The following is a 25057-nucleotide window of genomic DNA, read 5'->3' on the forward strand; positions in this document are numbered from 1 at the left end:
GAACACGTTGTCTTTTTTTACCGGGTTTTTCCGTAACAAGGCCAAGATCGGCGTCCTGCTGATCACCCTGCTGCTGGTGTTCTACATGGTGGTTGTGCTGCAGCGCGGCTGGACTCTGCTGTCCGCCGACGAACTCGGCGCGAAGGCCCTCGGAGCGGCGTACCTGGTGCTGCCGATTGTCGGGGCCTGGGCCCTGATCCGCGAGCTGCAGTTCGGCGGCCGGACGGAGAAGATGGCCCATATTCTCGCCGACGAAGGCGGACTGCCGGTGGACAACCTGCCGCGCACCCCCGCGGGCCGGATCATCCGGGACGCGGCCGACGCGGAGTTCCCCGCCTACCAGGCCGAGGTTGAAGCGGCGCCCCAGTCCTGGCGTGCCTGGTTCCGGCTCTCCTGCGCGTACGACGCCGCGGGGGACCGCAAGCGCGCCCGTGCTGCCATGCGCCGGGCCGGTAAGCTCTACTCCTCCTAGCCCCGAGATGGCAGTAGGTGTCCTTCTCAGCCCTGAGAAGGACACCTGCTGCCATCTCGCAGGGGAGCAGCCCCTTATTTGCCGCTGAGGGACCCGTGCCGCGCCAGCTGCGAGGCTCCGTGGGTCACCGTCTCCAGCGGACCGCGTGATCCAAACCGGGTGAAGGCGATGCCGATGCCGGCAGCCGCCACCGCAGAGATCCAGAACAGCCACACCGGCTCCGGCGGCACCGGCTGGGCATCGGTGACGGACATGATCCAGACATGCACGCTGTACAGCGTCAGCGTCATGGCTCCGGCAGCTGAGAGGGGCAGCAGCAGGTTCGGCCGTGCCCGGGTCAGCAGCAGGCACACCCCGACGACGGCGGCTGCGGTGCCCGCGGTATGCAGCAGATCCAGCGGGGTGCCCGAGTGCGGACCGCTCACCGCGAGCCACCACCATGACCCGGTCTGTTCCACTCCGGCGAGGTTGACCTCCATCATCCGGGCAAGGGGCCAGATGCGGCCGGAATTCGTTTCCAGCAGGGTCTCAAAGCCGCCCCGGTCCACCAGCAGGTAATAGCTCAGGAACTTCGCGCCGGCCGCAGCGGCAATACCGGCGGTCACCAGGCCAACCTGGACGGACACTTCGGAAAGCCGGAGCCGTCCGATCAGCAGCCCGATCAGCAGGTAACTCAGCCACTGCACCACCGGATAAAAGCCGGTGAAGAAGACATCCGCCAGCAGGGTTCCGGGTTGCAGGAAGGCCTCCCAGCTGACATTCGAGTCCAGTGTTGACGGCTCGACGGCCGAGTAGAGCCACGGGCGGACCAGATAGGCCAGGACCGGGGAGAGCAGCAGCCAGGCACCTGCCCACAACGCGAGCCGGGGCAACCGCATGCCCACAAAGGGCAGCGCCAGCAGGAACAGGACGCCGTAGTGGAACAGGATGATGGCAATGGAGGTGTCCAGCCCGCCGAGCGTCAGGCCGACCAGGGCGATAATCAGGGCCCGCACGGCGATGCCGCGCCGGTCCGCGGACAGTGCACGCCCGGACCGCGGCTGGCTGCCGCCGGTGAGCAGTGCCAGGCCGATCCCGGCCACCACCGCAAACAGTGCCGAAGAGCGCCCCGAGAGCACGAGGCCGGCCCAGGAGGGGTCTCCCGTCCGCTCGTCGTAAAGAGGGAATATATGGGTCGCCATCATGCCCAGAAGCGCTATGCCCCGGGCCGCATCGATGCCCGTAAGCCGCCGTCCGATCATGAACCGATCGTCTCACAGCACACGCCCGGGGCGCGCAGTGCCTTTCCGGCCCCCGGTGTGGCTCCCGCGTTGTCCCAACGGTGCAGGGAACGGGTAACGTTTTACCCATGGCTGATTCTGATATTCGTGCACTTCCGTTTGGAACCCTCGTCACCGCCATGGTGACACCGTTCACCGAGGACGGAGCCGTGGACTTCGACGCCACGGCAAAACTCGCCAACAAGCTCGTGGAAGACGGCTGCGACGGGCTGGTGGTTTCGGGAACCACGGGAGAAACCTCCACCCTGGAGGACAGCGAAAAGGAAGACCTGTTCCGGGTTGTCGCCGAAACCGTGGGCGGCCGCGCCAAGGTCATTGCCGGCACCGGGACCAACCACACCTCACACTCGGTGGAAATGGCCCGCCGCGCGCTCCGCGCCGGTGCCGACGCGCAGCTGGTCGTGACGCCGTATTACAACAAGCCGACCCAGGCCGGAGTCGTTGCGCACTTCGAAGCCGTCGCCGCCGCCACCGACCTGCCGATCATGATTTACGACATTCCGGGCCGCGCCGGCATTGCCATCTCCACGGACACCATGGTCCGCCTCGCCAACATTCCGGCCGTCACCGCCCTGAAGGACGCCAAGGCGGATTTCGCCGCGATCACGCAGGTGATCGCCAACACCACCCTTGACGTCTACGCCGGCGACGACGGCCTGACCCTGCCCTGGATGGCCGCCGGAGCCGTCGGCGTCGTCAGCGTTTCGGCCCACGTGGCCACGGCGCAATTCCGTGCGCTGGTGGATGCCGCGGCGGCGGGGGATTTCGCCACCGCCCGCCGGATCCACTTCGAACTGGACCCGGTGGTGCGCGCCGTCATGACCCGTATTCCCGGAGCCGTCTCCGCCAAGCAGATCCTGAAGCTTCAGGGGACCATTCCCAGCGCCGCCGTCCGGCTGCCGCTGGTGGCGCCCGACGCCGTCGAAATGGAGACCGTCCTGACGGATCTGGCCGAGGCCGGATGGGACTTCTCCCGGACCCTTACGGAAGGCAAGGCCTAAAGCACCATGACTGAAACCGCAGTTTCCGCGCTCAGCACTCCGCCGGCCCTGGAGGAGGGCACCCTCCGGATCGTCCCCCTTGGCGGCCTCGGCGAGATCGGCCGCAACATGGCCGTGTTCGAAATCGACGGCAAACTGCTGATCGTGGACTGCGGTGTCCTCTTTCCGGAGGAAACCCAGCCGGGCGTGGACCTGATCCTGCCCGACTTCTCCTATATCGAGGACCGGCTCGACGACGTCGTGGGCGTAGTGCTCACGCACGGGCACGAAGACCACATTGGTGCGGTGCCGTACCTGCTGCGCCTGAAGAACGACATTCCCCTGATCGGCTCGCAGCTGACCCTGGCCCTGATCGAGGCCAAGCTGCAGGAACACCGGATCAAGCCGTTCACCTTTACCGTCACCGAGGGGCAGGTGGAACAGTTCGGGCCCTTCGAATGCGAGTTCGTGGCCGTGAACCACTCCATTCCGGACGCCCTGGCCGTGTTCATCCGGACCGCCGGCGGCACCGTGCTGCACACCGGGGACTTTAAGATGGACCAGCTTCCCCTCGACGGGCGGATCACGGATCTGCGGGCCTTCGCGCGGCTTGGCGAGGAGGGCGTGGACCTGTACATGGCCGACTCCACCAACGCCGACGTGCCCGGTTTCACCACCGCCGAGCGCGAAATCGGCCCCGTGCTGGAAACCCTCTTCGGCAAGGTGAAGAAGCGCATCATCGTGGCGTCCTTCTCCTCCCACATCCACCGCGTGCAGCAGGTGCTCGACGCCGCAGCGGCGCACAACCGCAAGGTGTGCTTCGTCGGCCGGTCGATGGTGCGCAACATGGCCATCGCAGAGAAGCTGGGATACCTGAATGTGCCCGCCGGGATCCTGATGGACCTGAAAAACGTGGACGACATGCCCGATGACCGGCTGGTGCTGATGTCCACCGGTTCCCAGGGCGAGCCCATGGCCGCGCTCTCGCGCATGGCCAACGGCGACCACCGGATCCGCATCGGGCGGGGCGACACGGTGATCCTGGCCTCCTCGCTGATCCCGGGCAATGAAAACGCCGTTTTCCGGGTCATCAACGGCCTGATGAAGCTCGGCGCCGACGTCGTGCACAAGGGCAACGCCAAAATCCACGTCTCGGGCCACGCCTCGGCCGGGGAACTGCTCTACACCTACAACATCCTGCAGCCGAAAAACGCCATGCCCGTGCACGGCGAAACCCGGCACCTGATCGCCAACGGCAAGCTGGCCGAAGCCACCGGGGTCCCCGCGCAGAACGTGATCCTGGCCGACGACGGCACGGTGGTGGACCTGCGCGACGGCAAGGCCCGCGTGGTGGGTGCCGTGGAGTGCGGGTTTGTCTACGTGGACGGCTCCAGCGTCGGGGAGATCACCGACACCGACCTCAAGGACCGCGTCATCCTCGGCGAGGAAGGCTTCATCTCGGTCATCACCGTGGTCAACCGCAGCACGGGCACGATCGTTTCCGGTCCGGAAATCCACGCCCGCGGCTTCGCGGAAGACGACGCAGTGTTTGACGAAATCAAGCCCAAGATCAGCAAGGCGCTGGAGGAAGCGGTCACTTCCAACAAGGACCACACCACCTACCAGCTGCAGCAGGTGGTCCGCCGGGTTGTCGGCACCTGGGTCAACCGGCGCCTGCGCCGGCGTCCCATGATCGTCCCGGTGGTCCTCGAGGCCTAAGCCCCGCGGGCTCCGGCGCAGGCCGGGCAGGGGCACAACAGGTATTCCCGGGGCCCGGCAGACCGCGTAAATCCGCGGCTTGCCCGGCCCCATCGGGTACCGTGGAGGCTATGGCCACTCGTACTTCCCCTGCCGCACGCGGCTCTGCTTCCGGCCGGAGCACCAGCCGGAACACCGGGGGCACCACAGGAAAATCCGCCGGCAAAACCCAGCCGCGGGGCAAGGCCACCGGCCGCTCCGGGGCAGGCGCAAAAGCGCAGGCCGACGCCGAGCAGGTGCCGCTGCCGCTGCGCGCCATCCAGGGGGCCTGGATGGGGATGGCCCGCCTGGCCGGCGCCGGAATCCGCAAGCTGGGCGCCGACGTCGTTCCCGACCGGGACGTCCGCCGCGACGGCACCGGCTTCTTCCTGATCCTCACCGCACTGGCCGTGGCCACGGTCGAGTGGTGGGCACTGCGCGGCCCGGTGGCGGACATCATCCATGCCGGCGCGGCCGGCACCTTCGGCTGGATGGCCGTCGTCGTTCCCTTCATGCTCCTGACCGGCGCCGTCCGGCTCTTCCGCTACCCCGAACGCCACCACGCCAACAGCCGCATCAGCATTGGCCTGGTCCTGGTCCTTTTCGCCGGTTCCGGCATCACGCACATAGTGGGCGGCTCGCCCGCACTCTCGGACGGCTTCGACCGGCTCTGGGCCTCCGGAGGCATTGTCGGCTTCCTGGTGGCCGGCCCGCTGTCCGCGGCGCTGACCACGTGGCCGGTGGCCATCCTGCTGGGGTTCCTGGTTTTCGTTGGCCTGCTCATCATCACGGCCACGCCGTTCCGTCACATCCCGCTGCGCCTGCGCGCCCTCTACGAACACCTGATGGGCCAGGACCTTGCCCCGGACGACCCCGAGGCGCACGACCAGAGCTACCTGTACGAGCGGGACCAGCGGGCCGCAAAGGCTGCCAAGACCCCGAAAAAGAAGTCGCGGATGTTCGGCCGCAATTCCGAAGCCGAGGACGATCTTCCCGCCGAAGGATTCGCCGGCGACGAGGCCTTCGAGCGTGCCGTCCTGGCCGATGAAGACGAGGAAGCCAGTGCCGCCGCCGCGGCGGCGGAACCGGCCATTCCGCCGGGCGTGCGCCGGCCCACCCGGTCCGAATTGGCAACCCAGAAGATCCGCCGCGCCCAGGGCCTGCCGGCCGGCGGGTTCGACGGCGCCGAGCCGCCCACCGAAGCCATCAGCATGGTTCCGGAAGCCGCCGCCGACCTGCCCGTCCCGGACGGACTGCCCCCGGTTCCCGCCGTGCCGCCGGTTCCGGCACGCACGGTCCGCAACCTCACCCCGGCCACGCCCATCCCGCAGCGCACCGAACAGCTGCAGCTCTCCGGCGACGTGACCTACACGCTGCCGCCCTCCGAGTTCCTGCCCGCCGGACCGCCGGCCAAGGAACGCTCCGAAGCCAACGACGCCGTCGTCGAGGCCCTGACCAACACGCTGGACCAGTTCAAGGTCGAAGCGCACGTCACCGGCTTCAGCCGCGGACCGACGGTCACGCGCTACGAAATCGAGCTCTCACCGGGCACCAAGGTGGAGCGGGTCACCGCCCTGTCCAAGAACATTTCCTACGCCGTTGCGTCCTCGGACGTGCGCATCCTCTCGCCCATCCCGGGCAAGAGCGCCATCGGCATCGAAATCCCGAACGCGGACAAGGAAGTTGTTGCACTGGGAGACGTGCTGCGCTCCAACGCCGCCCGCAAGACCGAACATCCCATGGTCATGGGCGTGGGCAAGGACGTGGAGGGCGGCTTCGTGGTCGCCAACCTGGCCAAGATGCCCCACCTCCTGGTGGCCGGCGCCACCGGTGCCGGTAAGTCCTCGTTCGTAAACTCCATGATCACCTCCATCCTGATGCGCTCCACCCCGGATGAGGTGCGCATGGTGATGGTGGACCCCAAGCGCGTGGAACTGACCGCGTATGAAGGGGTCCCGCACCTGATCACCCCGATCATCACCAACCCGAAGAAGGCCGCCGAGGCGCTGCAGTGGGTGGTCCGCGAAATGGACACCCGCTATGACGACCTGGCCAACTTCGGATTCAAGCACATCGATGACTTCAACAAGGCCGTCAAGCTGGGCAAGGTCATTCCGCCGGCCGGCTCCAAGCGCGTTGTCCGGGCCTATCCGTACCTGCTGGTGATCGTCGATGAGCTCGCCGACCTGATGATGGTCGCTCCGCGCGACGTCGAAGACTCCATCGTTCGCATCACCCAGCTCGCCCGCGCTGCTGGCATCCACCTGGTCCTGGCTACGCAGCGTCCCTCCGTCGACGTCGTCACCGGCCTGATCAAGGCCAACGTGCCCTCGCGCATGGCGTTCGCAACCTCCTCGGTCACCGACTCACGCGTGGTCCTGGACCAGCCCGGTGCCGAAAAACTGCTGGGCCAGGGTGACGCACTGTTCCTGCCGATGGGCGCCAACAAGCCCATCCGCGTCCAGGGTGCCTGGGTGACTGAGTCGGAAATCCACCGCGTGGTGGAGCACGTCAAGGGCCAGCTCGGTGCCGTGTACCGCGACGACGTCACGGTCACCGCACCCAAGAAGCAGATCGAAGACGATATCGGCGACGACATGGACCTGCTGCTGCAGGCCACCGAACTTGTGGTCACCACGCAGTTCGGTTCCACGTCCATGCTCCAGCGCAAGCTGCGCGTCGGTTTCGCCAAGGCGGGCCGCCTGATGGACCTGCTGGAATCCCGCGGTGTCGTCGGGCCTTCCGAGGGCTCCAAGGCCCGCGACGTCATGGTGAAGCCGGACGATCTGGCCGCCACGCTGGCCGCGATCAGCGGGGGAGAGGCAGCCAACGGGCCCGGAGCTGCCGAGACGGCGGCGCTGGCCGAGAACGCCAACGTCAACCACGGCTTCGAGCCGGAGGGGCCGGTGGACCTTGTGGCCCAGGACCTGGAGAGCCGCAAGCAGTCCACCGAGTATTACGACGGCGATGCCGAGGGTGAGGAAGACGGTTCAGAGGACGCCTGGAATCTAACCGGGCGCTGATTCGGCGTTAGGCTGGAACAGTGAGCAACTCTTCTTCCGGGAATGTCCCCGTCCTGAACATCGCCAACGTGCTGACGGTCATCAGGATCCTGATGGTTCCGCTGTTTATCTGGCTGCTCCTGTCCGACGACGGGCGGGACGGACTGTGCCGCTGGCTCGCGGTGGCGACTTTTGCAGTGGCCATCTACACTGACAAGCTCGACGGCGACCTGGCCCGCAGCCGCGGCCTGATCACCGACTTCGGCAAGATCGCCGATCCCATTGCTGACAAGCTGCTGATCGGGTCGGCACTGGTGATGCTGTCCGCGCTGGGCGAGCTGTGGTGGTGGGTAACCATCGTGATCCTGGTCCGCGAAATCGGCATTACCGTTCTCCGGTTCGTCGTGATCCGCTACGGCGTGATGGCAGCCTCCCGCGGCGGCAAGCTCAAGACGGTCGTTCAGACCCTGGCCATCTTCCTTCTGCTCCTGCCGCTGACCGCATGGCTGGGCGCCTGGGCCTGGTGGATCGGCGCAGTCGTTATGGCGGCCGCCGTCGTCATCACCGTGGTGACCGGGGTGGACTACATCATCCAGGCCGTGAAGCTGCGCCGCCGGGCCCTGCAGAATCCGGGCAGCCGGTGAGTTCGGCCGGCACCGCTGATGCGCCGGCAGTGGTAGCGGACGCAGCCGCGGCGGGGCTCACGGTTGCTACGGCCGAGTCACTCACCGCCGGCCTGGTGGCTGCCGGACTGGGAGCCGTACCCGGAGCTTCCGCGGTGCTGCTCGGCGGTGTTGTCGCGTACGCCAACTTTGTGAAGAAAAAAGTCCTGGGGGTCGACGGCGACCTGCTGGCGACTGCGGGATCCGTCGACGCCGAGGTCGCCAAGCAGATGGCCGAGGGTGCACAGCGGGTCCTGGGAGCGGATATCGGTGTTGCGACCACAGGTGCTGCAGGCCCCGAACCGCATGACGGCAAGCCTGTGGGCTGCGTGTTTATCGCGGTGGCCGCTCCGGAGCGGACCACAGTCCGGGAATTTTTCTTTTCGGGGGACAGGGCAGCCATCCGAGGGCAGGCCTGCGACGAAGCACTGTCAATGCTTGCCCGGGTCCTTAGGGATAGACGTTAATAGGGCATCAGGAACGTGCGAACGGTGCCGGGAACAAAACCCGGCGGCGCTCAGTTGTTAGTATCAGGAACCGCCAAGGTTTCCGAACTACGATCTTTAGATAGCTGCGGTGAAGCCGCAGCCGGACCATATAAGGAGCAGGACGATACAGATGGTTAAGCAACCCGTATCCGTGAACGGCGTTATTCGCTGGCGGGATGTAGGGTTGGCGGAAGATGCACGCCGGGAGCCAAAGGAGCGCAAAATGGTTGTTCTTCGTCATGAAATTGGCGACGTACTGCGCGATGTCCGTCAGCGTCAGGGTCGTACCCTGCGCGAGGTCTCGCACAGCGCGCGCGTTTCCCTTGGCTACCTCAGCGAGGTGGAGCGGGGACAGAAGGAAGCCTCGTCGGAACTTCTCTCCTCGATCTGCACCGCGCTGGATGTGCCCCTGTCTCTGATGCTTCGTGAGGTCAGCGACCGGGTGGCGAGCGCAGAAGGCATCGCCATACCCGACACCGTTCCATCCGAATTCTCGCGCGAGTTTGCCCGCGAATTTCCGGATGACATGGCGCGGGATCTGGCCCGCACACCGTAGACCTACATCGGGCACGCCGCCGCACCAGGACGGCATGCCTCCGCATGATGAAAAAGACCCCGCCGGCAACGGCGGGGTCTTTTTTCATGCGCGGGCTCATCCGGACTAATCCGCCCCCGGGCCCGTTGGCCTGCCCGGATGCCGGAGGCGGATACGTTCAGCGTTCCCGTGCGTAGGATTCGTTGAGTTTCGTCAGCAGCGATCCCAGCTGCACCAGCTCCTCGTCATCCCAGCCATCCAGCAGCGTGCGGAAGAGATCCTTGCGTGCTGCCTGGGTGCGGGCCAGCGCCTGAGCCCCGGCCGGAGTCAGGGAAATAGCCTGCGCCCGGCCGTCTTGGGGATCGGCATGCTTCTGCACAAGGCCGAGGCTCTCGAGCATGACGATCTGCCGGCTGATGGACGGTTTGCCGATGCCTATGCTGGCCGCGATGTCGGTCAGGCGCATGGCCTGTTGCTGCTGAAGCAGCAACAGCAGGCCGTAGGCTGCCGGCTCCATGTCCGGGTGCACCTCGCGCGCCACCTTGTGCGAATTGGACCGCGCACGGCGCCACAGCACGGAGAGGGCATGCTCCAGCGTCTCGATGGCGGCTTCATGCTGCCGGGGGCGGGGGGAGGATGCCTGCTCGGTCATGATTCCATTCTAGGGCCCGGCACCTGCCGGGCCGACGGCGGGGGTGCCGACGGCGCCACGGTCTCGGGGCGGGGGCGTCCGCCCCGGAAGGCGCCGATTTCCTCCCGGGGATGGCGGGCGCCGTTCGCCGGTGCCGCGGCCGTGAGAAGATTAAGCGATGCGACTTAGTGATTTCTGGCGGCTGATGGACGACGAGTTTGGTCCGGCCTACTCCCGGGTGCTGGCCTCCGACCTGGTGCTGGGTTCCCTCGGCGGCAAGACCGCAACCGAGGCACTCGGCGGCGGGATTGAGCCCAAGACAGTGTGGCTTGCGGTCTGCGATGTCCAGGACGTGCCGCCCGAACGCCGCCTAGGCCGGGATATCGCCCCCAAAAAGTAGCCGGCGCGCGGAAGGGAATAACGGACACGCCGGTGTTCGGAATTCGAATATCTGTTCGGGTGCGGATATGCTCCTACACAAGGGCAAAACGACCGCGAAACTACCCCTGATATCCCCACAGCAACCCGCTCCGCTGTTTTGTCAGTGCCGCCGCATATGGTCGTAGGTGAGCAGGACACCCGGCCTTCGGGCCAAGCAAAAATCAAACAACCGAGGTGAAGAATGGCAGCAGCAGTCGACCGCGCAAAGGCTCTTGAAGCAGCGCTGGCCCAGATCGATAAGCAGTACGGCAAGGGCTCGATCATGCGGCTCGGAGACGAGGTCCGTGCTCCGGCGGAGACCATCTCCACCAGTTCGATCGCCCTTGACCTCGCCCTCGGCATCGGAGGGCTTCCCCGCGGCCGCGTGGTGGAGATCTACGGTCCTGAATCCTCGGGTAAGACCACCCTGGCGCTTCACGTAGTGGCCAATGCACAGAAGAACGGCGGCATTGCCGCGTTCATTGACGCCGAGCACGCCCTGGACCCGATTTACGCCGCCCGTCTCGGCGTCGACACGGACTCCCTCCTGGTCTCCCAGCCGGACACCGGCGAGCAGGCGCTGGAAATCATGGACATGCTGATTGGCTCCGGATCCGTTGACGTGGTCGTCATTGACTCCGTGGCAGCCCTGGTTCCCCGGGCGGAAATCGAAGGCGACATGGGTGACAGCCACGTGGGCCTTCAGGCACGGCTTATGAGCCAGGCCCTCCGGAAGATTGCCGGACGCCTGAGCCACACCAACACCACCGCCATCTTCATCAACCAGCTTCGCGAGAAGATCGGCGTCATGTTCGGCAGCCCGGAAACCACCACCGGCGGCAAGGCGCTGAAGTTCTACGCCTCCGTGCGCATCGACGTCCGACGGATTGAAACGCTCAAGGAGGGTACGGTGCCTGTCGGTAACCGCACCCGTGCCAAGATCGTCAAGAACAAGATGGCCCCGCCGTTCAAGCAGGCCGAGTTCGACATCATCTACGGCACCGGCATCTCCCGCGAGGGCGGGCTGATCGACATGGGCGTGGAGCACGGTTTCGTGAAGAAGTCCGGCGCCTGGTTCACCTACGACGGCGACCAGCTGGGCCAGGGCAAGGAGAATGCCCGCAAGTTCCTGCGGGATAATCCCGAGCTGACCGATGAACTGGAACGCCGCCTGCGCGAAAAGCTGGGCATTGACGGTCCCGCCGAAGAAGCTCCGGCCGACCCGAAGAAGCTCAAGGCCGTTCCGAAGGACGCCTAGGCCGCCATGCAGCAGCACAACAGCGGGTTTCCCGGTACGGAAAGTCATTCCGGGGAACCCGTTGCCGTGCAGCCGGGGGAGCGGGAACGCGATCCCTACGGCACGGCCCGCAACATTGTCCTGCGCCAGCTGACCAGCGCACCGAAAAGCCGCCGCCAGCTCGCGGTGAAGCTGGCTGAGAAGGACATCCCCCATGACGTCATCGAAGCGGTGCTGGACCGCTTTGAGGAAGTTCAGCTTATTGATGACGCTGAATTCGCCCGCATGTGGGTGGCCAGCCGGTCCCGGTCAAAGTCGCTCGCCAGAAGTGCGCTGAAGCGTGAACTCTCTGAGAAGGGAATCACCGGCGACTTGGCCGAGGAGGCGCTCGAACAGGTCAGCGACGAGGACGAACTGGAATCAGCGCGCGCCCTGGCCGGCCGCAAGCTCCAGCACTCCGTTGACCTGACGGACCGGGCCGCCCGTGACAAACAGGCGAGGCGTCTGGTGTCCATGCTGGCACGCAAGGGATATTCCCCGTCGGTGGGCTATCGGGTGGTCAACGAGGTCATCGGTGAGGTGCTTGAGCAGCAGCCCGAAGACGATTGGTAGAACCGTAGGGATAATCCGCCGTGTGGCGTAGGCTAAACCCCGATGTTGTCAATGTTGCTGCCGGGGAAGAAGTTGAGTCTTGTTTCCTGGGGATCCGTGATGCTGACCGGGGTGCTGGCCGCCGCGGTCCTCACTGCCGTGCCCGCCGATGCGGCAGACTTTCCTTCCTGGGAAGAGGTGGAACAGGCCAAGGCGAGCGTGGCAGCCACGGAAGGGCAGTCCGCCGAGATAGAAGCACTTCTGGGGGAACTGTCCGGCGACGCGGGGCGCCTGGGAAACACGGCGGTGCAGGCCTCTGCGGATCATCAGAGGGCCGCGGCGGAAGCTGAAACCACCAAAAGGGCCCTCGAAGTCCTCTCCGTTCAACGGGCCCAAGCAGCGGCATCGGCGCGCGGGCTTTCCGATCAGATGGGAGCCCTGGCGGCGCAGACCTACAAAACCGGCGGCATGGACTCCAGCCTGCTGATGCTCCTGGATGCAGATGCGGCAGTGGGCGCCATGGACCGCCTCACCACCCTGCAGGGAATAAGCGGGCGCACCGGCCAGCTGCAGGCTGAAGCCGCGGCTGCCGCCAATGTGCTGCGCAGCCTTGAAGACCGCGAGGCTGCGGCAGGGGAAGCCCGGGAGGAAGCCGCCGCCAAATCGCTGCAGCTGGCCCGTGATGCCGAAGCCGCCGCGGCCGCCGCCGACGCCGCGGTCCGGGAACAGGAAGAGCGCAGCGCGGTCCTGTTGGCGCAGCTCGCAGCCCTGCGGAACACGAGCGTTCAGCTCGAAGAGGAGCGGTTGCGCGGGCTTCAGGCCGAGGAGGACTACCGCGAGCAGCAGGCAGCACGGGAAGCCGAAGAAGCCGCACGCGAGGCAGACCGGCAGAGGGAAAACGACTCCGGGAACAGCGGGGGAATCACTCCGCCGCCGGTGGAAACGGGACCCGCTCCGGTGATAATTCCCACACCCGCTCCCCAAGTCCCACAGCCCAAACCTGCCCCTCCAGTCCCACCTGTCTCTCCGGCACCGCCAGCCCCGCAGCCTCCGCCCGCGCCCGCTCCCGGTCCCATCGATGATCCGGCCGGTGCCCAGGCCTATGCAGCCGGCCGGTTGGGAGCCTTTGGGTGGGGGCAGGACCAGCAGCGTTGCTTGGTCAACCTGTGGCAGCGTGAGTCGGGCTGGCGAACCAGCGCCAACAACCCGTACAGCGGCGCCTACGGCATCCCGCAGTCATTGCCCGGAGACAAGATGGCCACCGCCGGGGCCGACTGGCGGACCAGTTACCGGACCCAGATTGAGTGGGGTCTGGGATACATTGCAGCACGCTACGGCAGCCCCTGTGCGGCGTGGCAGCATTCCGAGGATGTGAACTGGTACTAACAGGGCCGGGTCATTAAAGCGTGACGCAACACGCCTGTCAACCAGATCGTTACGAAGCTGAGACCGCGGCCAGAATCCGCCGGTAGGGTCTCGGTCCTATGACTTCCTCCCACAAGAACGCCCCCGGGCGACGCGAAATTACCCAGGAACGCCGGCGCTCCCGCCGCACCCGCCAGCTCCGCGTCGGGGCCGTGGCTGCTGCCGGAGCTCTGGTCTTCTTCGGTGTTGCAGGGGCTTCCGTGCAAAACGACCAGCTGCGCGCAGGTCTCGTGAGCCTGGCTTCGCCGATCTCCGGCGCAACCTCGGATGACAGCTCCGATCAGACCCCTGCACCTACGGAGACGGCCGGGCCGGGAGACGAGTCCGGGGCCGGGGCGGAAGCGGAAGCCGCGGCAGCGGCGAAGGCCTCCGAAGAGAACCGGGCGGCCGACGAGGACCGCGCAGCGGAAGAAGCGCGGGTGGCTGAGGCAGCCGCGGCTGAAGAAGCACGGGTTGCGGAAGCGGCTGCCGCGGAAGCGAAGGCCGCAGAAGAGCAGGCCCGCGTGGCGGCCGAGCAGGAAGCAGCAGCTCAGGCTGCGGCTGATGCGGCTGCTGCTGCCCGTGCCGCCGAGGAGGCCGCTGCCGCTGAAGCCGCCGCAGCCTCCGTACCCGTGGATGATCCTGCCGGAGCCAAGGCTTACGCTGCCTCGGCCCTTGCCGGCCACGGCTGGGCCGCGTCGGAAATGACCTGCCTGAACACGCTCTGGGAGAAGGAGTCCAACTGGATGACCAGTGCGACCAACGTCAGCAGCGGTGCCTACGGCATTGTCCAGTCGCTCCCGGCTGAAAAAATGGCATCCTCGGGACCGGACTATCTGACCAGCTACAAAACGCAGATCAACTGGGGCCTGGGCTACATAGAGTCCCGCTACGGAAGCCCCTGCGGTGCACTGAACTTCCACTACGCCAACAACTGGTACTAGACCTGCACACAGAAGGGGCCCGCCGGGTTTTATCCGGCGGGCCCCTTCTGTGTGTAGAAGGCCTGCGGCCCGGGGCAGCTCAGCCAGACGCTCCCTTCAGATTTCGGATGAATGCTGCGGCACCCGCGCCTGAAAAATTTTCCCTATGAACAGGGCGGCCCGAGACAGCCATGAGGAGCGCCAGCGAGGTTCCGCTGACGCCCGGACCGGAACCGTGCTCAAACTGTGAATCGGAAGCCTGCAGGCGGAATCCAACCCCGCGTTCCTTACCTCCGCCCAGGGCGGCCCCTGTTGTGAGCTGATACTGCAGGGCCGCGTCGACCGACTCGCCCGGGTAGGTCCCTGTGAGCCCAAGGGGACGCCGGATGTCCTCGCCGTGCACGATTGCTTCGACGAGCCGGGTTGCCGGGGCCGCCGGCGGCGTCCTGGTTGCTTCGCGCAGGCGACGGAACTCGGCCAGGGTCGCCTTCGGGGTCGCGGCACGTTCCCGGGTGACGCCGCGTTCGGTGGCCCGGTCAAAATCAAACTTTGCGGCAACCATGTCACGGAGAAAGCGCAGACGAGTTGTCTTCGCCGTATCCACGAGGTGGGCCAGCACGTCATGAATGTCCCAGCCGGCGCAGAGCGAGGGCGCGGCCCATTGCTCCGGGGTGAGCGATTCAAGATCTTCAATGAGTGCTTGGCGCTCATTGTGGACGGCCGGCCACACCGCGGCCAAAGACAGGGAAGGCATGGGGCAATCCAACCTCTTTCCGTGCGCGAATTCTATGCAGGAACACGGGTCATTCTGTGAGACCTGGCGGAGAGGGCAATAAACACGATGCCCGTGATGAGTGGAAGCTGGAGAAAAACGACCGCGTTTGCGGCCGGGCTGCTAAACGGCAGCCGGTCAAAGAACTGGGCTATGCCTGTCACGACCAACATGACATACGAGATCTGCAGGAGCAGGAGATGCCAGAAAAGCCAGGTGGAGCTTCTTTTGCGCCGTAACGGCTGATAAACGCCTAAACCAACTGTTATCAGCATCGTCACCGAGACCGCATGGAAAAGGCTCGGCCCGCTTCTGAGTTCATAGATGCCGAACGAAGACAGCGCCATCACCACTGTGGACGCGAGGTACAGCCACCCGAGTCTCTTATGGGCAACTGAACCTTTGGGTAAGACAAGCACCATGATCCCTGAGACCAAGGCAGCGGTAACCGTAAGTACATGCAGGGCAATCATGTGGTGAGTATGCCATTCGTCGCTCAAAGGAGTCCTGCCTCTTGCATTAGTGTGTGTTACACACCATAGTGTTACCCATGGACGAAGATCTGCTGGGCGGACACCTGCAGGAACTGCGCCGCGGAACCGTGGTGCTGGCCTGCCTGTCCATCCTCAAACACCCGGGTTACGGCTATGGACTCCTGGAGGCCCTGAACCGGGCCGGGTTCGCCGTCGAAGCCAACACCCTCTATCCGCTGTTGCGCCGCCTGGAGAAACAGGGCCTGCTGACCAGTTCCTGGAACACCGAGGAGGCCCGGCCGCGGAAGTTCTACAGCACCAGCCGGCAGGGCACGGAACTGCTGGAGAAGCTGCTGAAGGACTGGAACAACCTGCATGCCTCCATCTGCCAGCTCAATGAAGGAACAGGATCATGAACACCCTCACTGACCGCTATGTCTTTGCAGCTCTGAAATCCATTCCCGAGCAGCAGCGCGGCGATATTGACCGGGAGCTGCGCGACTCCATTACCGACGCCGTCGATGCCCGGATCGAGGCGGGTGAACAACCCGCCGAGGCCGAGAACGCAGTGCTCGCCGAATTCGGTGATCCGCAGCGCCTGGCCGCCCGGTATGCCGACCGCCCGCTGTACCTGATCGGCCCCGATCTCTATCTGGACTGGTGGCGGGTGCTGAGAATCCTGCTGCTGATCGTGGTGCCGCTGGCCTTCGTGGCTGTCACCCTCGTGCGGATGGCTGCCGATCCGGGAAATCCGGCCGCTGCGTTCGGTGCGGCGATCGGCGCAGCCCTCACCGCGCTGGTGCAGGTCACCTTCTGGGTGACGCTCGTGTTCGCGATCATCCAGCGCACCGGCACCCGGAGCAAAGACCTCGGCCTGCAGCAGTGGACGCCGGAGATGCTGCCGCAGGTCCAGCGCAGCGGCGGAATCTCGCTGAGCGACACCATCGCTTCGGTTATTGTCCTGGCCTTCTTTATCGGCCTCCTGCTCTGGCAGCGGGTCGGGTCCCTCTTCTACCTGGAGGGCGAGCCGGTGCTGGTCTTGCAGGAACAGCTCTGGGAGTTCTGGCTGCCGTACATCGTCGTCCTGCTGGTTCTGGAGGCCGTGTTCGCCGTCGTTCTCTACGTCGCCGGCCGCTGGACCTATGCCTTTGCCGCCGTGAATGCCGCCCTGGCCCTGCTGTTCATGGTTCCGGTCCTGTGGCTGCTGGCCAACGGGCGGGTCTTCGACTGGTCGTTCCTGTCCAATGTCGGCTGGGGAACGGATACCGCCGCCTGGATCGGGGCGGCCACCGCGGCTTCCGTACTGATCATCAGCCTGTGGGACATCGCCGACGGGTTCCGCAAAGCCCGGAAAAACGCCCGGCAGGCTGCGGTGCCGCAGCCGGCGTCCCGGTAACGAAGCGGGGGCGGGTGCCGGAGGACCACCGGCCCCGCCCCGCGGCAGGTACCCTAGGAATGTGAGTTTGACTGTATCTTCCCCCGCATCTTCCCCCGTCCCCGCTGAGCACCTGCAGCCCCCGCGCACCTACCAGGTCCGGACCTTCGGCTGCCAGATGAACGTCCACGATTCCGAGCGCATTTCCGGCCTGCTGGAAAACGCCGGCTACGTGCCCGCCGACGGCGATGCGGCCGACGTCGTCGTCTTCAACACCTGCGCGGTGCGCGAGAACGCGGACAACAAGCTCTACGGAAACCTGGGCATGCTGGCCCACGTGAAGGAAACGCGCCCCGGCATGCAGATCGCCGTGGGCGGGTGCCTGGCGCAGAAGGACCGCGACACCATCCAGCGGAAAGCCCCGTGGGTGGACGCAGTCTTCGGCACGCACAACATCGGCTCGCTGCCGGCGCTGCTGGAACGGGCCCGCCACAACGACGAAGCGCAGCTGGAGATCCTGGAATCCCTCGACGTCTTCCCCTCCACACTGCCCACCCGGCGCGATTCCGTCTACGCGGGCTGGGTGTCCATCTCGGTGGGCTGCAACAACACCTGCACGTTCTGCATCGTTCCCTCGCTGCGGGGCAAGGAACGCGACCGCCGGCCCGGCGACATCCTCGCCGAGATCCAGGCACTGGTGGACGACGGCGCCATCGAGGTCACTCTGCTGGGACAGAACGTGAACTCCTACGGCGTGGAGTTCGGCGACCGCGGCGCGTTTGCGAAGCTGTTGCGTGCCTGCGGCGACATTGAGGGCCTGGAGCGGGTGCGCTTCACCAGCCCGCATCCGGCCGCCTTCACCCAGGACGTCATCGACGCGATGGCGGAAACGCCGAACGTCATGCCGCAGCTGCACATGCCGCTGCAGTCCGGGTCCGACAAGGTCCTCAAGGACATGCGCCGTTCCTACCGCTCCAAGAAGTTCCTGGGCATCCTGGACAGCGTCCGCGAGCGCATGCCGCACGCCGCGATTTCCACCGACATCATTGTCGGCTTCCCGGGGGAGACCGAAGAAGACTTCGCCGCCACGCTCGACGTCGTGGAGAAGTCCCGCTTCGCCACAGCCTTTACCTTCCAGTACTCCAAGCGGCCGGGCACACCCGCGGCCGACCTGCCGGACCAGCTTCCCAAGGCCGTGGTCCAGGAACGTTTTGAGCGCCTGACCGCACTTCAGGACCGCATTGCCGCCGAGGAAAACGCCAAGCAGGTGGGCACTACGGTGGAAGTCATGGTCACTGCCGGCTCCGGCCGCAAGTCCGAGGAAACCGGCCGCCTGTCCGGACGTTCCCGCGACCAGCGCCTGGTCCACTTCTCCGTGCCCGAGGGCGGCCCGGTGCCGCGCCCCGGCGATCTGGTGACGGTTCCCGTCACCTCCGCTGCCGCCTTCCACCTGGTCTCCGACCCGGCGACGGCCGCGGACTACACGCTGCGCCGCTCGCGTGCCGGTGACGCCTGGGACCGGTCGCAGGCCGATTCGTGCGGCGTCCCCTCGCCCGCTGCCGGCAGCGGAAAACCAGGGGTCTCCCTGGGCATGCCCACGCTCCCTCCGCGCTCCTAACCCGAAATGGACCCTGTCCTTCACGGCAAGACCGCGCCCGGTGCCGGCCCCGGCGAGGCCGCGCCCGGTGCCGGGGCGGACCGGCCGGTGGTCGCCGTCGTCGGGCCCACCGGCTCCGGCAAATCCGATCTGGGCGTCTCCCTGGCCCTGGCGCTCGGGGGAGAAGTGATCAACGCCGACGCGATGCAGTTCTACCGCGGCATGGACATCGGCACCGCGAAAATCAGCGTGCCCGAGCGCCGCGGCGTTCCGCACCACCTGCTGGACATCATGGACGTCACCGAGGAAGCCAGCGTCTCCCGGTTTCAGGAGCAGGCGCGCGCCCTGATCGCCGAGATCCGTTCACGCGGCCGCTATCCGATCCTCGTGGGCGGTTCCGGCCTGTACGTCCGGGCTGCACTGGATGTTCTCGAGTTCCCCGGCACCGACCCGGTGCTGCGGGCCGAACTTGAACGCGAACTCGAAAAGACGGGCCTGGAGGCGCTGCGGCTGCGGCTGCGCGAGGTGGATCCGGTGTCAGCGGACCGGCTTGGCGACGGACGCCGGGTGGTGCGGGCCCTTGAAGTCCACCGGCTCACCGGACGCCCCTTCAGCTCCTTCATGCCCACCCGCGAGTACTTCCAGCCCGCTGTCCAGCTCGGCCTGACCATGGAGCGCAGCCTGCTGCACCGGCGCCTGGCCGCCCGGGTGGACAGGATGGTGGAGCAGGGCCTGCCGGCGGAAGTGGAAGCGCTGGCGGACCGCGGCCTGCGCGAGGGCCGGACGGCCGGCCGCGCCCTGGGGTATGCCCAGTTCCTGCGCGTGCTCGACGGTGAGTCGACGGTGCCCGCGGCGGTGGAGGAGACCGTGGTGGCCACCCGGCAGTTCGCCCGCCGCCAGCTGACCTGGTTCCGGGCCGACCCGAGAATCACCTGGCTCGACTGGGACGATCCCGAACTGACCGCCCGTGCCGCCGCCGCTATCCTTGAACAGTGAACACAAGACTCTCCGCCCCCTTGTCCGATTCCGGATTCTCCGCATCCGGCCTGCCCGCCTCCCTGGCCGGTCTTTCCTTCGCCAAAGGCCACGGCACCGGAAATGACTTCGTGCTGGTCGCCGATCCCGACGGAGACCGCGTGCTCGCTCCGGCCGAGGTAGCCGCCGTATGCGACCGGCACCGCGGGATCGGCGCAGACGGTTTCATCCGTGCAGTCCGCTCAGCCCGTCTTCCCGAGGGCCGGGCCCTGCTGCAGAGCGACCCGGGGGCCGAATGGTTCATGGACTACTACAACTCCGACGGAAGCGTCTCGGAGATGTGCGGCAACGGCGTGCGCGTCTTTGCCCATTTCCTGCTCGCCGAAGGCCTCGTGCAGCTGACCGAGGGCGAAACCCTGACCGTCGGCACGCGGGCCGGGACCAAGACGGTCACCCGCGTGGACAGCGGCTACGCCGTGGACATGGGCCCCTGGGAGTTCATCCATCCGGACCATGCTGCCGCCAAGGCCATGGACGCAGTGGTCAACGCCGACGGGCTGGAGGTTCCGCGCCCCGGCCTCTCGGTCAGCATGGGCAACCCGCACACCGTGGTTGCGCTGGCGGAGCTCTCCGAACTGGCAGCCACCAATCTCACGGCCGCACCGTCCGTGCAGCCCGAACCGGAGAACGGTACCAACGTTGAATTCGTGGTGCCCGCCGATCCGCTGGTGGTTGACGGGGTGGGGCTGCTGACGATGCGCGTGCACGAGCGCGGCGTGGGGGAGACCCTCTCCTGCGGCACCGGTGCGTGCGCGGCTGCCGCCGCCACCCGTTTCTGGGCCGGACGTGAGGCCCCGAACGAATGGGCTGTCACGGTGCCGGGCGGCGTCGTTGGCGTGCGTTTCCTGACCGCCGAAGACGGCCGCGAACACGTTGAGCTCAGCGGCCCTGCCGTCCTCGTGGCGCGCGGCACGCTCCTCTAGCGTCTAACCTCCAAGCCTCTGGCCCCGGCCCCGCCGCCGGAGTCCCGGAGCACGGAAAACCGCCTCCCCGGAACGGAATAATCAGCCCGGGGAGGCGGTTGAACCAAGCATGGAAAGAACCACTGACAGTTTCGGCGGCTAGCTCACGCGGGCTTTGCGCTCGACCTTGATGATCCGGAAAGACTTGGCAGTGCTGTGGCGGGACACGGAGAAGCCGTCGCCGAGCTGCTCGGCCATCCACTTCTGCAGCGAGTCCGCCCCCAGATTCTTCTGGACAACCAGCCACGCGGTTCCTTCGGGAGCCAGGCGCGGCAGCCACAGCAGCAGCAGGGCATGCAGTTCGTTCTTGCCGATGCGGATGGGCGGATTGGACCAGATGGTGTCGAAGCGCAGGTCGGGGTCCACCTCATCGGGCCGCGACGCCGTCACATTTCCCAGACCCAGGGCGGCGGCGTTGTCGCGGGTCAGGCCCAGGCAGCGCTCATTGACGTCCACGGCGAACACCCGGGCGTCCGGGGACTTGAGTGCCATGGTCAGGGCGACCGGCCCCCAGCCGCAGCCAATGTCAAGGAGGTTGCCGGCAGGGGCGGGCGCAGGAACTTCGTCCAGCAGGACCACGGTTCCCTTGTCTATGGCGTCGGGGCTGAAAATCCCGCCGGACGTGACGAGTGTGCGCTCCCGGCCGTCAAGAGTGACATGAAGCGGCCGGCGGACCTCGGGGCCCGAGGGCTGTGAACTGAAGTAATGGTCTGAACCCATAACAAACCAGAATAGTGGGTCTGTGGCAGGCTGCAGAAACCGGATGGAACGGCGGGAAGATCACGCCCCCAAATGTCCGTGCACTGACTTACCATGGAGAACACGGCTTATAAGGAGATTATGACGATCAACAATTCCCGCCCTGGCACATCCGGTTCCGCCCAGCCCAACACGGAGCTGAGCCCGGAGGACATCCAGGGGGTCATTGACAGGATCCTCGCCAAGGAGAGCGCCGCGGAGGCCAAAGCCCCCGGCGGCAACGCCCCGCGCGGCAGGGCCCAGGCCCTTTCGGACGACGTCGGGCATTCATCGCACGACGGCGACCAGGAAGACCTGGCCGACCGCCACGCACTGCGTCGCGTGGCCGGCCTGTCAACCGAGCTGGAAGACGTTACCGAAGTTGAATACCGCCAGCTGCGCCTGGAGCGCGTAGTGCTGGCCGGCCTGTGGAGCGAAGGAACGGCGGCCGACGCCGAGAACTCCCTGCAGGAGCTTGCTGCCCTCGCCGAGACGGCGGGCTCGGAGGTGCTTGACGGCATCATCCAGCGGCGCCTGAAGCCGGACCCCGGGACGTTCCTGGGCTCGGGCAAGGCCCAGGAACTCAAGGACATCGTGATGGCCACCGGTGCCGACACGGTCATTGTGGACAGCGAACTGGCCCCGTCACAGCGGCGCGGCCTGGAAGACATTGTCAAGGTCAAGGTCATCGACCGGACTGCGCTGATCCTTGACATCTTTGCCCAGCACGCCAAGTCCCGCGAGGGCAAGGCCCAGGTGGAACTGGCACAGCTGGAATACCTGCTTCCGCGCCTGCGCGGCTGGGGCGAATCCATGTCCCGCCAGGCCGGCGGCCAGGTCGGCAGCGCCAGCGCAGGCATGGGCTCGCGCGGCCCCGGTGAAACCAAGATCGAACTGGACCGCCGGAAGATCCGCACCCGCATGGCGAAGCTGCGCCGTGAAATCGCAGGAATGAAACCAGCCCGGGAAACGAAGCGCGCCAACCGGCAGCGCAACGAGGTTCCGTCGGTGGCCATTGCCGGCTATACCAACGCCGGCAAGTCTTCGCTGCTGAACCGGCTCACGGATGCCGGCGTCCTGGTGGAGAACGCACTGTTCGCCACCCTGGACCCCACCATTCGCAAGGCCCAGACCGAAGACGGCATCGGCTACACGCTGGCGGACACGGTCGGCTTTGTCCGTTCGCTGCCCACCCAGCTTGTGGAGGCGTTCCGCTCAACGCTTGAGGAAGTTGCCGACGCGGATTTGATCCTGCACGTGGTGGATGCCTCGCATCCGGACCCCGAGGGCCAGATCGCCGCTGTCCGCACCGTCCTCACGGATGTGGATGCCCGCAACATTCCGGAGATCATCGTCCTGAACAAGGCCGATGCCGCTGATCCGTTTGTCCTGGAACGGCTGCGCCAGAAGGAACGCCGCCACGTTGTGGTCTCCGCCCGGACCGGCCAGGGCGTCGACGAGCTGCTGCAGGCCATCTCCGAAGGCATTCCCCGCCCCGGCGTGGACCTGCACCTGCTGGTGCCCTACGACCGCGGTGAGATTGTCTCCCGGCTGCACAGCTCGGACACGGAAATCCTTTCCGTGGAACACGCCGAGGCAGGAACCCGCCTGCACGTGATGGTCCGCGAGGGCCTGGCAGCTGAACTGGAGCCCTTCGTCACCCATGAGTAAAGACACCACCGGCGAAGTCCTGGATCTGCTGGACACCGCCGTAGCCGGCATGGGCGGCCAAAACCGCCCGGGCCAGCACGAAATGGCCCGCCAGGTCACGCAGGCCATTCACGAGGGACAGCATCTGCTGGTTCAGGCGGGCACCGGAACCGGCAAGTCGCTGGCCTACCTGGTGCCGCTGATCCACCACGCGCTGGACAGCACCAAGCCCACGCTGGTCTCCACCGCCACGCTGGCGCTGCAGTCCCAGATTGTGGGCCGTGACCTGCCGCGCCTGCTCAAGACGCTCAAGCCCAAGCTGCCGCGCGAGGTCGACGTCGCGCTGCTCAAGGGCCGCAGCAACTACGTCTGCCTGCACAAGACCGGCGGGGGATTCCCGGAAGAGGAGGATCCCGCCGGTGCTCTGTTTACGCTCGGCGAAGACCGCGCCGTAGGCCATCCCGCACCCTCGCCCACCTCGGCGATGGGACGGGAAGTGGTGCGGCTGCGTGAATGGGCCGAGGAGACCGACACCGGAGACCGTGACGACCTTGTTCCGGGCGTGAGCGACAAAGCCTGGCGCCAGGTTTCAGTGACGTCCATGGAGTGCCTGGGCGCCCAGAAATGCCCGATGGCCGCCGAGTGCTTCAGTGAACGCGCCCGTGCCCAGGCTGCGGTGGCCGACGTCGTCATCACCAACCACGCGATGCTGGCCATCGCCGCGTTCGAGGGTCTGGCTGTGCTGCCGGACTATGACGTGGTGGTCATCGACGAGGCCCACGAGCTGCAGGACCGGGTGACCGGCGCCGTCACCGGCCAGCTCTCCGGAACCGTAATTTCCGCCGCTGTCACCGCGGCGCGCAAGCACACCTCCGCCAGCGTCGAAGAACTGGCCCAGGCCGGGCGCGCCTTCGACAAGTCCCTGGAAGGCATTCCGTCCGGGCTGCTGGCCAGCGGGCTGAACGAGGAACAGGAACAGGCGGTGGGCCGCGTCCGCGAGGCCTGCCGGGTGGCCCTGTCCGATTCCAAGCCGGAGCCCGGGGAAACGGCCGACGGCGGGCGCCAGACCGCCAGGTCCCGCCTCATGGCCGTGCTGGGCATCTGTGAGCGGCTCGTTTCCGCCCCCGATGCCGGTGAAGTGATCTGGGCGTCACGGCCCAGCTCCTTCTCGCCGTCGGGCGGCTACTCCCCGCCGGATGAGACCGCTCCGGCCACCCTGAACGTTGCGCCGCTGTCGGTGGCCGGGAGGCTGCGTGAAGGACTCTTTGACGGCCACACGGTGGTTTTGACCTCGGCAACCCTGGCCATCGGTTCCAAGTTCGGTCCGGTGGCCGGCGCGCTAGGGCTCCTGGGCCCCGGGGCACCCTCCTGGACGGGCACCGACGTCGGCAGCCCCTTCGACTATCCGCGCCAGGGCGTGCTGTACGTGGCCAAGGATCTGCCCAAGCCAGAACGGGGCACCTCCGAGGCGCAGCTGGACGAAATCGAGGCGCTGCTGAAAGCATCCAACGGCGGGGCGCTGGGACTGTTTTCTTCACGCCGGGCCGCCGAAGACGCGGCCGACGCAATGCGGACCCGGGTGGATTTTCCGATCCTGTGCCAGGGGGAGTCCTCGATGTCCTCGCTCGTCAAGCAGTTCTCCGAGGAGCCCGACACCTGCCTGTTCGGCACCATGTCGCTCTGGCAGGGCGTTGACGTGCCGGGAACCGCCTGCCGGCTGGTGCTCATTGACCGGATCCCGTTCCCGCGTCCGGACGACCCGCTCATGACGGCCCGCACCCGCGCGGTGGCCAAAGCCGGCGGGAACGGGTTCATGTCGGTGGCTGCGACGCATGCCGCAGTCCGGCTGGCGCAGGGGGCCGGGCGCCTGATCCGCGCCGCCGGAGACCGCGGAGTGGTGGCCATCCTGGACTCCCGGATGGCCACTGCCCGCTACGGCAGCTTCCTGCGGGCCGCTCTGCCGCCGTTCTGGTCCACAACGGACCGTTCCGTGGTCCTGTCGGTGCTGGGCCGCCTGGCCGAGCAGTCTGCGGCGCAGGAGAAGGTTCCCGGAGCCCGGAAGTAGAACAGAAGACAAACAGAAGGGCGGCCGG

24 protein-coding genes are annotated in these 25057 nt (G+C 66.6%); 19 read left to right on the plus strand and 5 right to left on the minus strand.

Annotation, left to right across the window (positions count from 1 at the left end; translation table 11 throughout):
• The first annotated feature begins 7 nt into the window (after positions 1–7).
• The gene (locus M1D40_RS05725; protein ID WP_341393767.1) at positions 8–472 is read left to right on the plus strand and encodes a hypothetical protein; all 465 of its coding nucleotides are present in this window, start codon (positions 8–10) and stop codon (positions 470–472) included.
• Between the two features lie 74 nt (positions 473–546).
• Here the strand turns inward: M1D40_RS05725 and M1D40_RS05730 are convergent, their stop codons facing one another.
• Complete coding sequence (locus tag M1D40_RS05730) at positions 547–1713, minus strand: heparan-alpha-glucosaminide N-acetyltransferase domain-containing protein (RefSeq protein ID WP_461170504.1); 1167 nt, start codon at positions 1711–1713, stop codon at positions 547–549.
• Positions 1714–1820: 107 nt separating this feature from the next.
• Between M1D40_RS05730 and dapA the strand changes: the two genes are divergently transcribed.
• From dapA to M1D40_RS05760, 6 genes are all read left to right on the plus strand, one after another.
• Positions 1821–2753, plus strand: a complete 933-nt coding sequence (gene dapA, locus M1D40_RS05735; RefSeq protein ID WP_461170505.1) for a 4-hydroxy-tetrahydrodipicolinate synthase — start codon at positions 1821–1823, stop codon at positions 2751–2753.
• A gap of 6 nt (positions 2754–2759) precedes the next feature.
• Complete coding sequence (locus M1D40_RS05740) at positions 2760–4451, plus strand: ribonuclease J (protein ID WP_461170506.1); 1692 nt, start codon at positions 2760–2762, stop codon at positions 4449–4451.
• A gap of 110 nt (positions 4452–4561) precedes the next feature.
• Positions 4562–7492, plus strand: coding sequence for an FtsK/SpoIIIE family DNA translocase (locus M1D40_RS05745; protein WP_461170507.1), 2931 nt, complete (start codon positions 4562–4564; stop codon positions 7490–7492).
• Positions 7493–7512: 20 nt separating this feature from the next.
• Positions 7513–8115, plus strand: a complete 603-nt coding sequence (gene pgsA, locus M1D40_RS05750) for a CDP-diacylglycerol--glycerol-3-phosphate 3-phosphatidyltransferase (RefSeq protein ID WP_461170508.1) — start codon at positions 7513–7515, stop codon at positions 8113–8115.
• Positions 8112–8600 (plus strand): CinA family protein, encoded by a 489-nt coding sequence (locus tag M1D40_RS05755; protein WP_461170509.1) that lies wholly within the window; start codon positions 8112–8114, stop codon positions 8598–8600. The genes pgsA and M1D40_RS05755 overlap by 4 nt, the downstream gene beginning before the upstream one ends.
• A 151-nt stretch (positions 8601–8751) precedes the next feature.
• Positions 8752–9177 carry a helix-turn-helix domain-containing protein gene (locus M1D40_RS05760; protein ID WP_329609235.1) on the plus strand — a complete coding sequence of 142 codons (426 nt, stop codon included), beginning with the start codon at positions 8752–8754 and terminating at the stop codon, positions 9175–9177.
• A 157-nt stretch (positions 9178–9334) separates the two neighbouring features.
• On the opposite strand, the gene M1D40_RS05765 is transcribed toward M1D40_RS05760, so the two are convergent.
• Positions 9335–9808 carry a MarR family winged helix-turn-helix transcriptional regulator gene (locus M1D40_RS05765; protein ID WP_341393760.1) on the minus strand — a complete coding sequence of 158 codons (474 nt, stop codon included), beginning with the start codon at positions 9806–9808 and terminating at the stop codon, positions 9335–9337.
• A gap of 157 nt (positions 9809–9965) precedes the next feature.
• Here M1D40_RS05765 and M1D40_RS05770 point away from each other — a divergent pair, with 157 nt between their 5' ends.
• The 5 genes from M1D40_RS05770 to M1D40_RS05790 all read left to right on the plus strand — a co-directional run bounded on the left by M1D40_RS05770 (position 9966) and on the right by M1D40_RS05790 (position 14383).
• Complete coding sequence (locus tag M1D40_RS05770) at positions 9966–10187, plus strand: DUF3046 domain-containing protein (protein WP_461170510.1); 222 nt, start codon at positions 9966–9968, stop codon at positions 10185–10187.
• Positions 10188–10409: 222 nt separating this feature from the next.
• Entirely contained in the window at positions 10410–11465 is a 1056-nt protein-coding gene (gene recA / locus M1D40_RS05775; RefSeq protein WP_341393758.1) for a recombinase RecA, read from the plus strand.
• Positions 11466–11471: 6 nt separating this feature from the next.
• Entirely contained in the window at positions 11472–12056 is a 585-nt protein-coding gene (locus M1D40_RS05780; RefSeq protein ID WP_461170511.1) for a regulatory protein RecX, read from the plus strand.
• 72 nt (positions 12057–12128) lie between these two features.
• Positions 12129–13421: an aggregation-promoting factor C-terminal-like domain-containing protein gene (locus tag M1D40_RS05785; RefSeq protein ID WP_461170512.1), complete on the plus strand. Its 1293-nt coding sequence runs from the start codon at positions 12129–12131 to the stop codon at positions 13419–13421.
• A gap of 98 nt (positions 13422–13519) precedes the next feature.
• Complete coding sequence (locus M1D40_RS05790; RefSeq protein WP_461170513.1) at positions 13520–14383, plus strand: aggregation-promoting factor C-terminal-like domain-containing protein; 864 nt, start codon at positions 13520–13522, stop codon at positions 14381–14383.
• A gap of 79 nt (positions 14384–14462) precedes the next feature.
• Here the strand turns inward: M1D40_RS05790 and M1D40_RS05795 are convergent, their stop codons facing one another.
• Positions 14463–15116, minus strand: a complete 654-nt coding sequence (locus M1D40_RS05795; RefSeq protein ID WP_461170514.1) for a maleylpyruvate isomerase family mycothiol-dependent enzyme — start codon at positions 15114–15116, stop codon at positions 14463–14465.
• A 32-nt stretch (positions 15117–15148) separates the two neighbouring features.
• Positions 15149–15634: a DUF2306 domain-containing protein gene (locus M1D40_RS05800; protein ID WP_461170515.1), complete on the minus strand. Its 486-nt coding sequence runs from the start codon at positions 15632–15634 to the stop codon at positions 15149–15151.
• 50 nt (positions 15635–15684) lie between these two features.
• Between M1D40_RS05800 and M1D40_RS05805 the strand changes: the two genes are divergently transcribed.
• From M1D40_RS05805 to dapF, 5 genes are all read left to right on the plus strand, one after another.
• Positions 15685–16023: a PadR family transcriptional regulator gene (locus M1D40_RS05805; RefSeq protein ID WP_341395884.1), complete on the plus strand. Its 339-nt coding sequence runs from the start codon at positions 15685–15687 to the stop codon at positions 16021–16023.
• Complete coding sequence (locus M1D40_RS05810; RefSeq protein ID WP_341395883.1) at positions 16020–17003, plus strand: permease prefix domain 1-containing protein; 984 nt, start codon at positions 16020–16022, stop codon at positions 17001–17003. Before M1D40_RS05805 ends, M1D40_RS05810 begins: the two co-directional genes overlap by 4 nt.
• 61 nt (positions 17004–17064) lie before the next feature.
• A complete protein-coding gene (gene miaB / locus M1D40_RS05815; RefSeq protein ID WP_461170516.1) occupies positions 17065–18600 on the plus strand; it encodes a tRNA (N6-isopentenyl adenosine(37)-C2)-methylthiotransferase MiaB in 1536 nt (511 codons plus the stop codon).
• A gap of 6 nt (positions 18601–18606) precedes the next feature.
• Positions 18607–19575, plus strand: a complete 969-nt coding sequence (gene miaA / locus M1D40_RS05820) for a tRNA (adenosine(37)-N6)-dimethylallyltransferase MiaA (RefSeq protein ID WP_461170517.1) — start codon at positions 18607–18609, stop codon at positions 19573–19575.
• Between the two features lie 20 nt (positions 19576–19595).
• Positions 19596–20537, plus strand: coding sequence for a diaminopimelate epimerase (dapF, locus tag M1D40_RS05825; protein ID WP_341395892.1), 942 nt, complete (start codon positions 19596–19598; stop codon positions 20535–20537).
• 138 nt (positions 20538–20675) lie between these two features.
• On the opposite strand, the gene M1D40_RS05830 is transcribed toward dapF, so the two are convergent.
• Complete coding sequence (locus M1D40_RS05830) at positions 20676–21296, minus strand: class I SAM-dependent methyltransferase (protein ID WP_461170518.1); 621 nt, start codon at positions 21294–21296, stop codon at positions 20676–20678.
• Between the two features lie 120 nt (positions 21297–21416).
• On the opposite strand from M1D40_RS05830, the gene hflX reads away from it, so the two are divergent.
• Entirely contained in the window at positions 21417–22985 is a 1569-nt protein-coding gene (gene hflX / locus M1D40_RS05835) for a GTPase HflX (protein WP_341395880.1), read from the plus strand.
• Positions 22978–25029, plus strand: coding sequence for an ATP-dependent DNA helicase (locus M1D40_RS05840; protein WP_461170519.1), 2052 nt, complete (start codon positions 22978–22980; stop codon positions 25027–25029). The genes hflX and M1D40_RS05840 overlap by 8 nt, the downstream gene beginning before the upstream one ends.
• The last annotated feature ends 28 nt before the right edge of the window (positions 25030–25057 follow it).

It is taken from the genome of Arthrobacter sp. Z1-15 (genome assembly GCF_054792395.1).

What these genes read in the sequence shown, in the direction of transcription:
- M1D40_RS05730 (WP_461170504.1), bottom strand. Translation starts at nt 1,713, where the DNA reads ATGATCGGACGGCGGCTTACGGGCATCGATGCGGCCCGGGGCATAGCG.
- M1D40_RS05740 (WP_461170506.1), top strand. Translation starts at nt 2,760, where the DNA reads ATGACTGAAACCGCAGTTTCCGCGCTCAGCACTCCGCCGGCCCTGGAG.
- M1D40_RS05790 (WP_461170513.1), top strand. Translation starts at nt 13,520, where the DNA reads ATGACTTCCTCCCACAAGAACGCCCCCGGGCGACGCGAAATTACCCAG.
- M1D40_RS05840 (WP_461170519.1), top strand. Translation starts at nt 22,978, where the DNA reads ATGAGTAAAGACACCACCGGCGAAGTCCTGGATCTGCTGGACACCGCC.
- M1D40_RS05780 (WP_461170511.1), top strand. Translation starts at nt 11,472, where the DNA reads ATGCAGCAGCACAACAGCGGGTTTCCCGGTACGGAAAGTCATTCCGGG.
- M1D40_RS05760 (WP_329609235.1), top strand. Translation starts at nt 8,752, where the DNA reads ATGGTTAAGCAACCCGTATCCGTGAACGGCGTTATTCGCTGGCGGGAT.
- M1D40_RS05810 (WP_341395883.1), top strand. Translation starts at nt 16,020, where the DNA reads ATGAACACCCTCACTGACCGCTATGTCTTTGCAGCTCTGAAATCCATT.
- recA (WP_341393758.1), top strand. Translation starts at nt 10,410, where the DNA reads ATGGCAGCAGCAGTCGACCGCGCAAAGGCTCTTGAAGCAGCGCTGGCC.
- M1D40_RS05770 (WP_461170510.1), top strand. Translation starts at nt 9,966, where the DNA reads ATGCGACTTAGTGATTTCTGGCGGCTGATGGACGACGAGTTTGGTCCG.
- M1D40_RS05765 (WP_341393760.1), bottom strand. Translation starts at nt 9,808, where the DNA reads ATGACCGAGCAGGCATCCTCCCCCCGCCCCCGGCAGCATGAAGCCGCC.
- M1D40_RS05830 (WP_461170518.1), bottom strand. Translation starts at nt 21,296, where the DNA reads ATGGGTTCAGACCATTACTTCAGTTCACAGCCCTCGGGCCCCGAGGTC.
- M1D40_RS05745 (WP_461170507.1), top strand. Translation starts at nt 4,562, where the DNA reads ATGGCCACTCGTACTTCCCCTGCCGCACGCGGCTCTGCTTCCGGCCGG.
- hflX (WP_341395880.1), top strand. Translation starts at nt 21,417, where the DNA reads ATGACGATCAACAATTCCCGCCCTGGCACATCCGGTTCCGCCCAGCCC.
- miaA (WP_461170517.1), top strand. Translation starts at nt 18,607, where the DNA reads ATGGACCCTGTCCTTCACGGCAAGACCGCGCCCGGTGCCGGCCCCGGC.
- M1D40_RS05805 (WP_341395884.1), top strand. Translation starts at nt 15,685, where the DNA reads ATGGACGAAGATCTGCTGGGCGGACACCTGCAGGAACTGCGCCGCGGA.
- M1D40_RS05795 (WP_461170514.1), bottom strand. Translation starts at nt 15,116, where the DNA reads ATGCCTTCCCTGTCTTTGGCCGCGGTGTGGCCGGCCGTCCACAATGAG.
- dapA (WP_461170505.1), top strand. Translation starts at nt 1,821, where the DNA reads ATGGCTGATTCTGATATTCGTGCACTTCCGTTTGGAACCCTCGTCACC.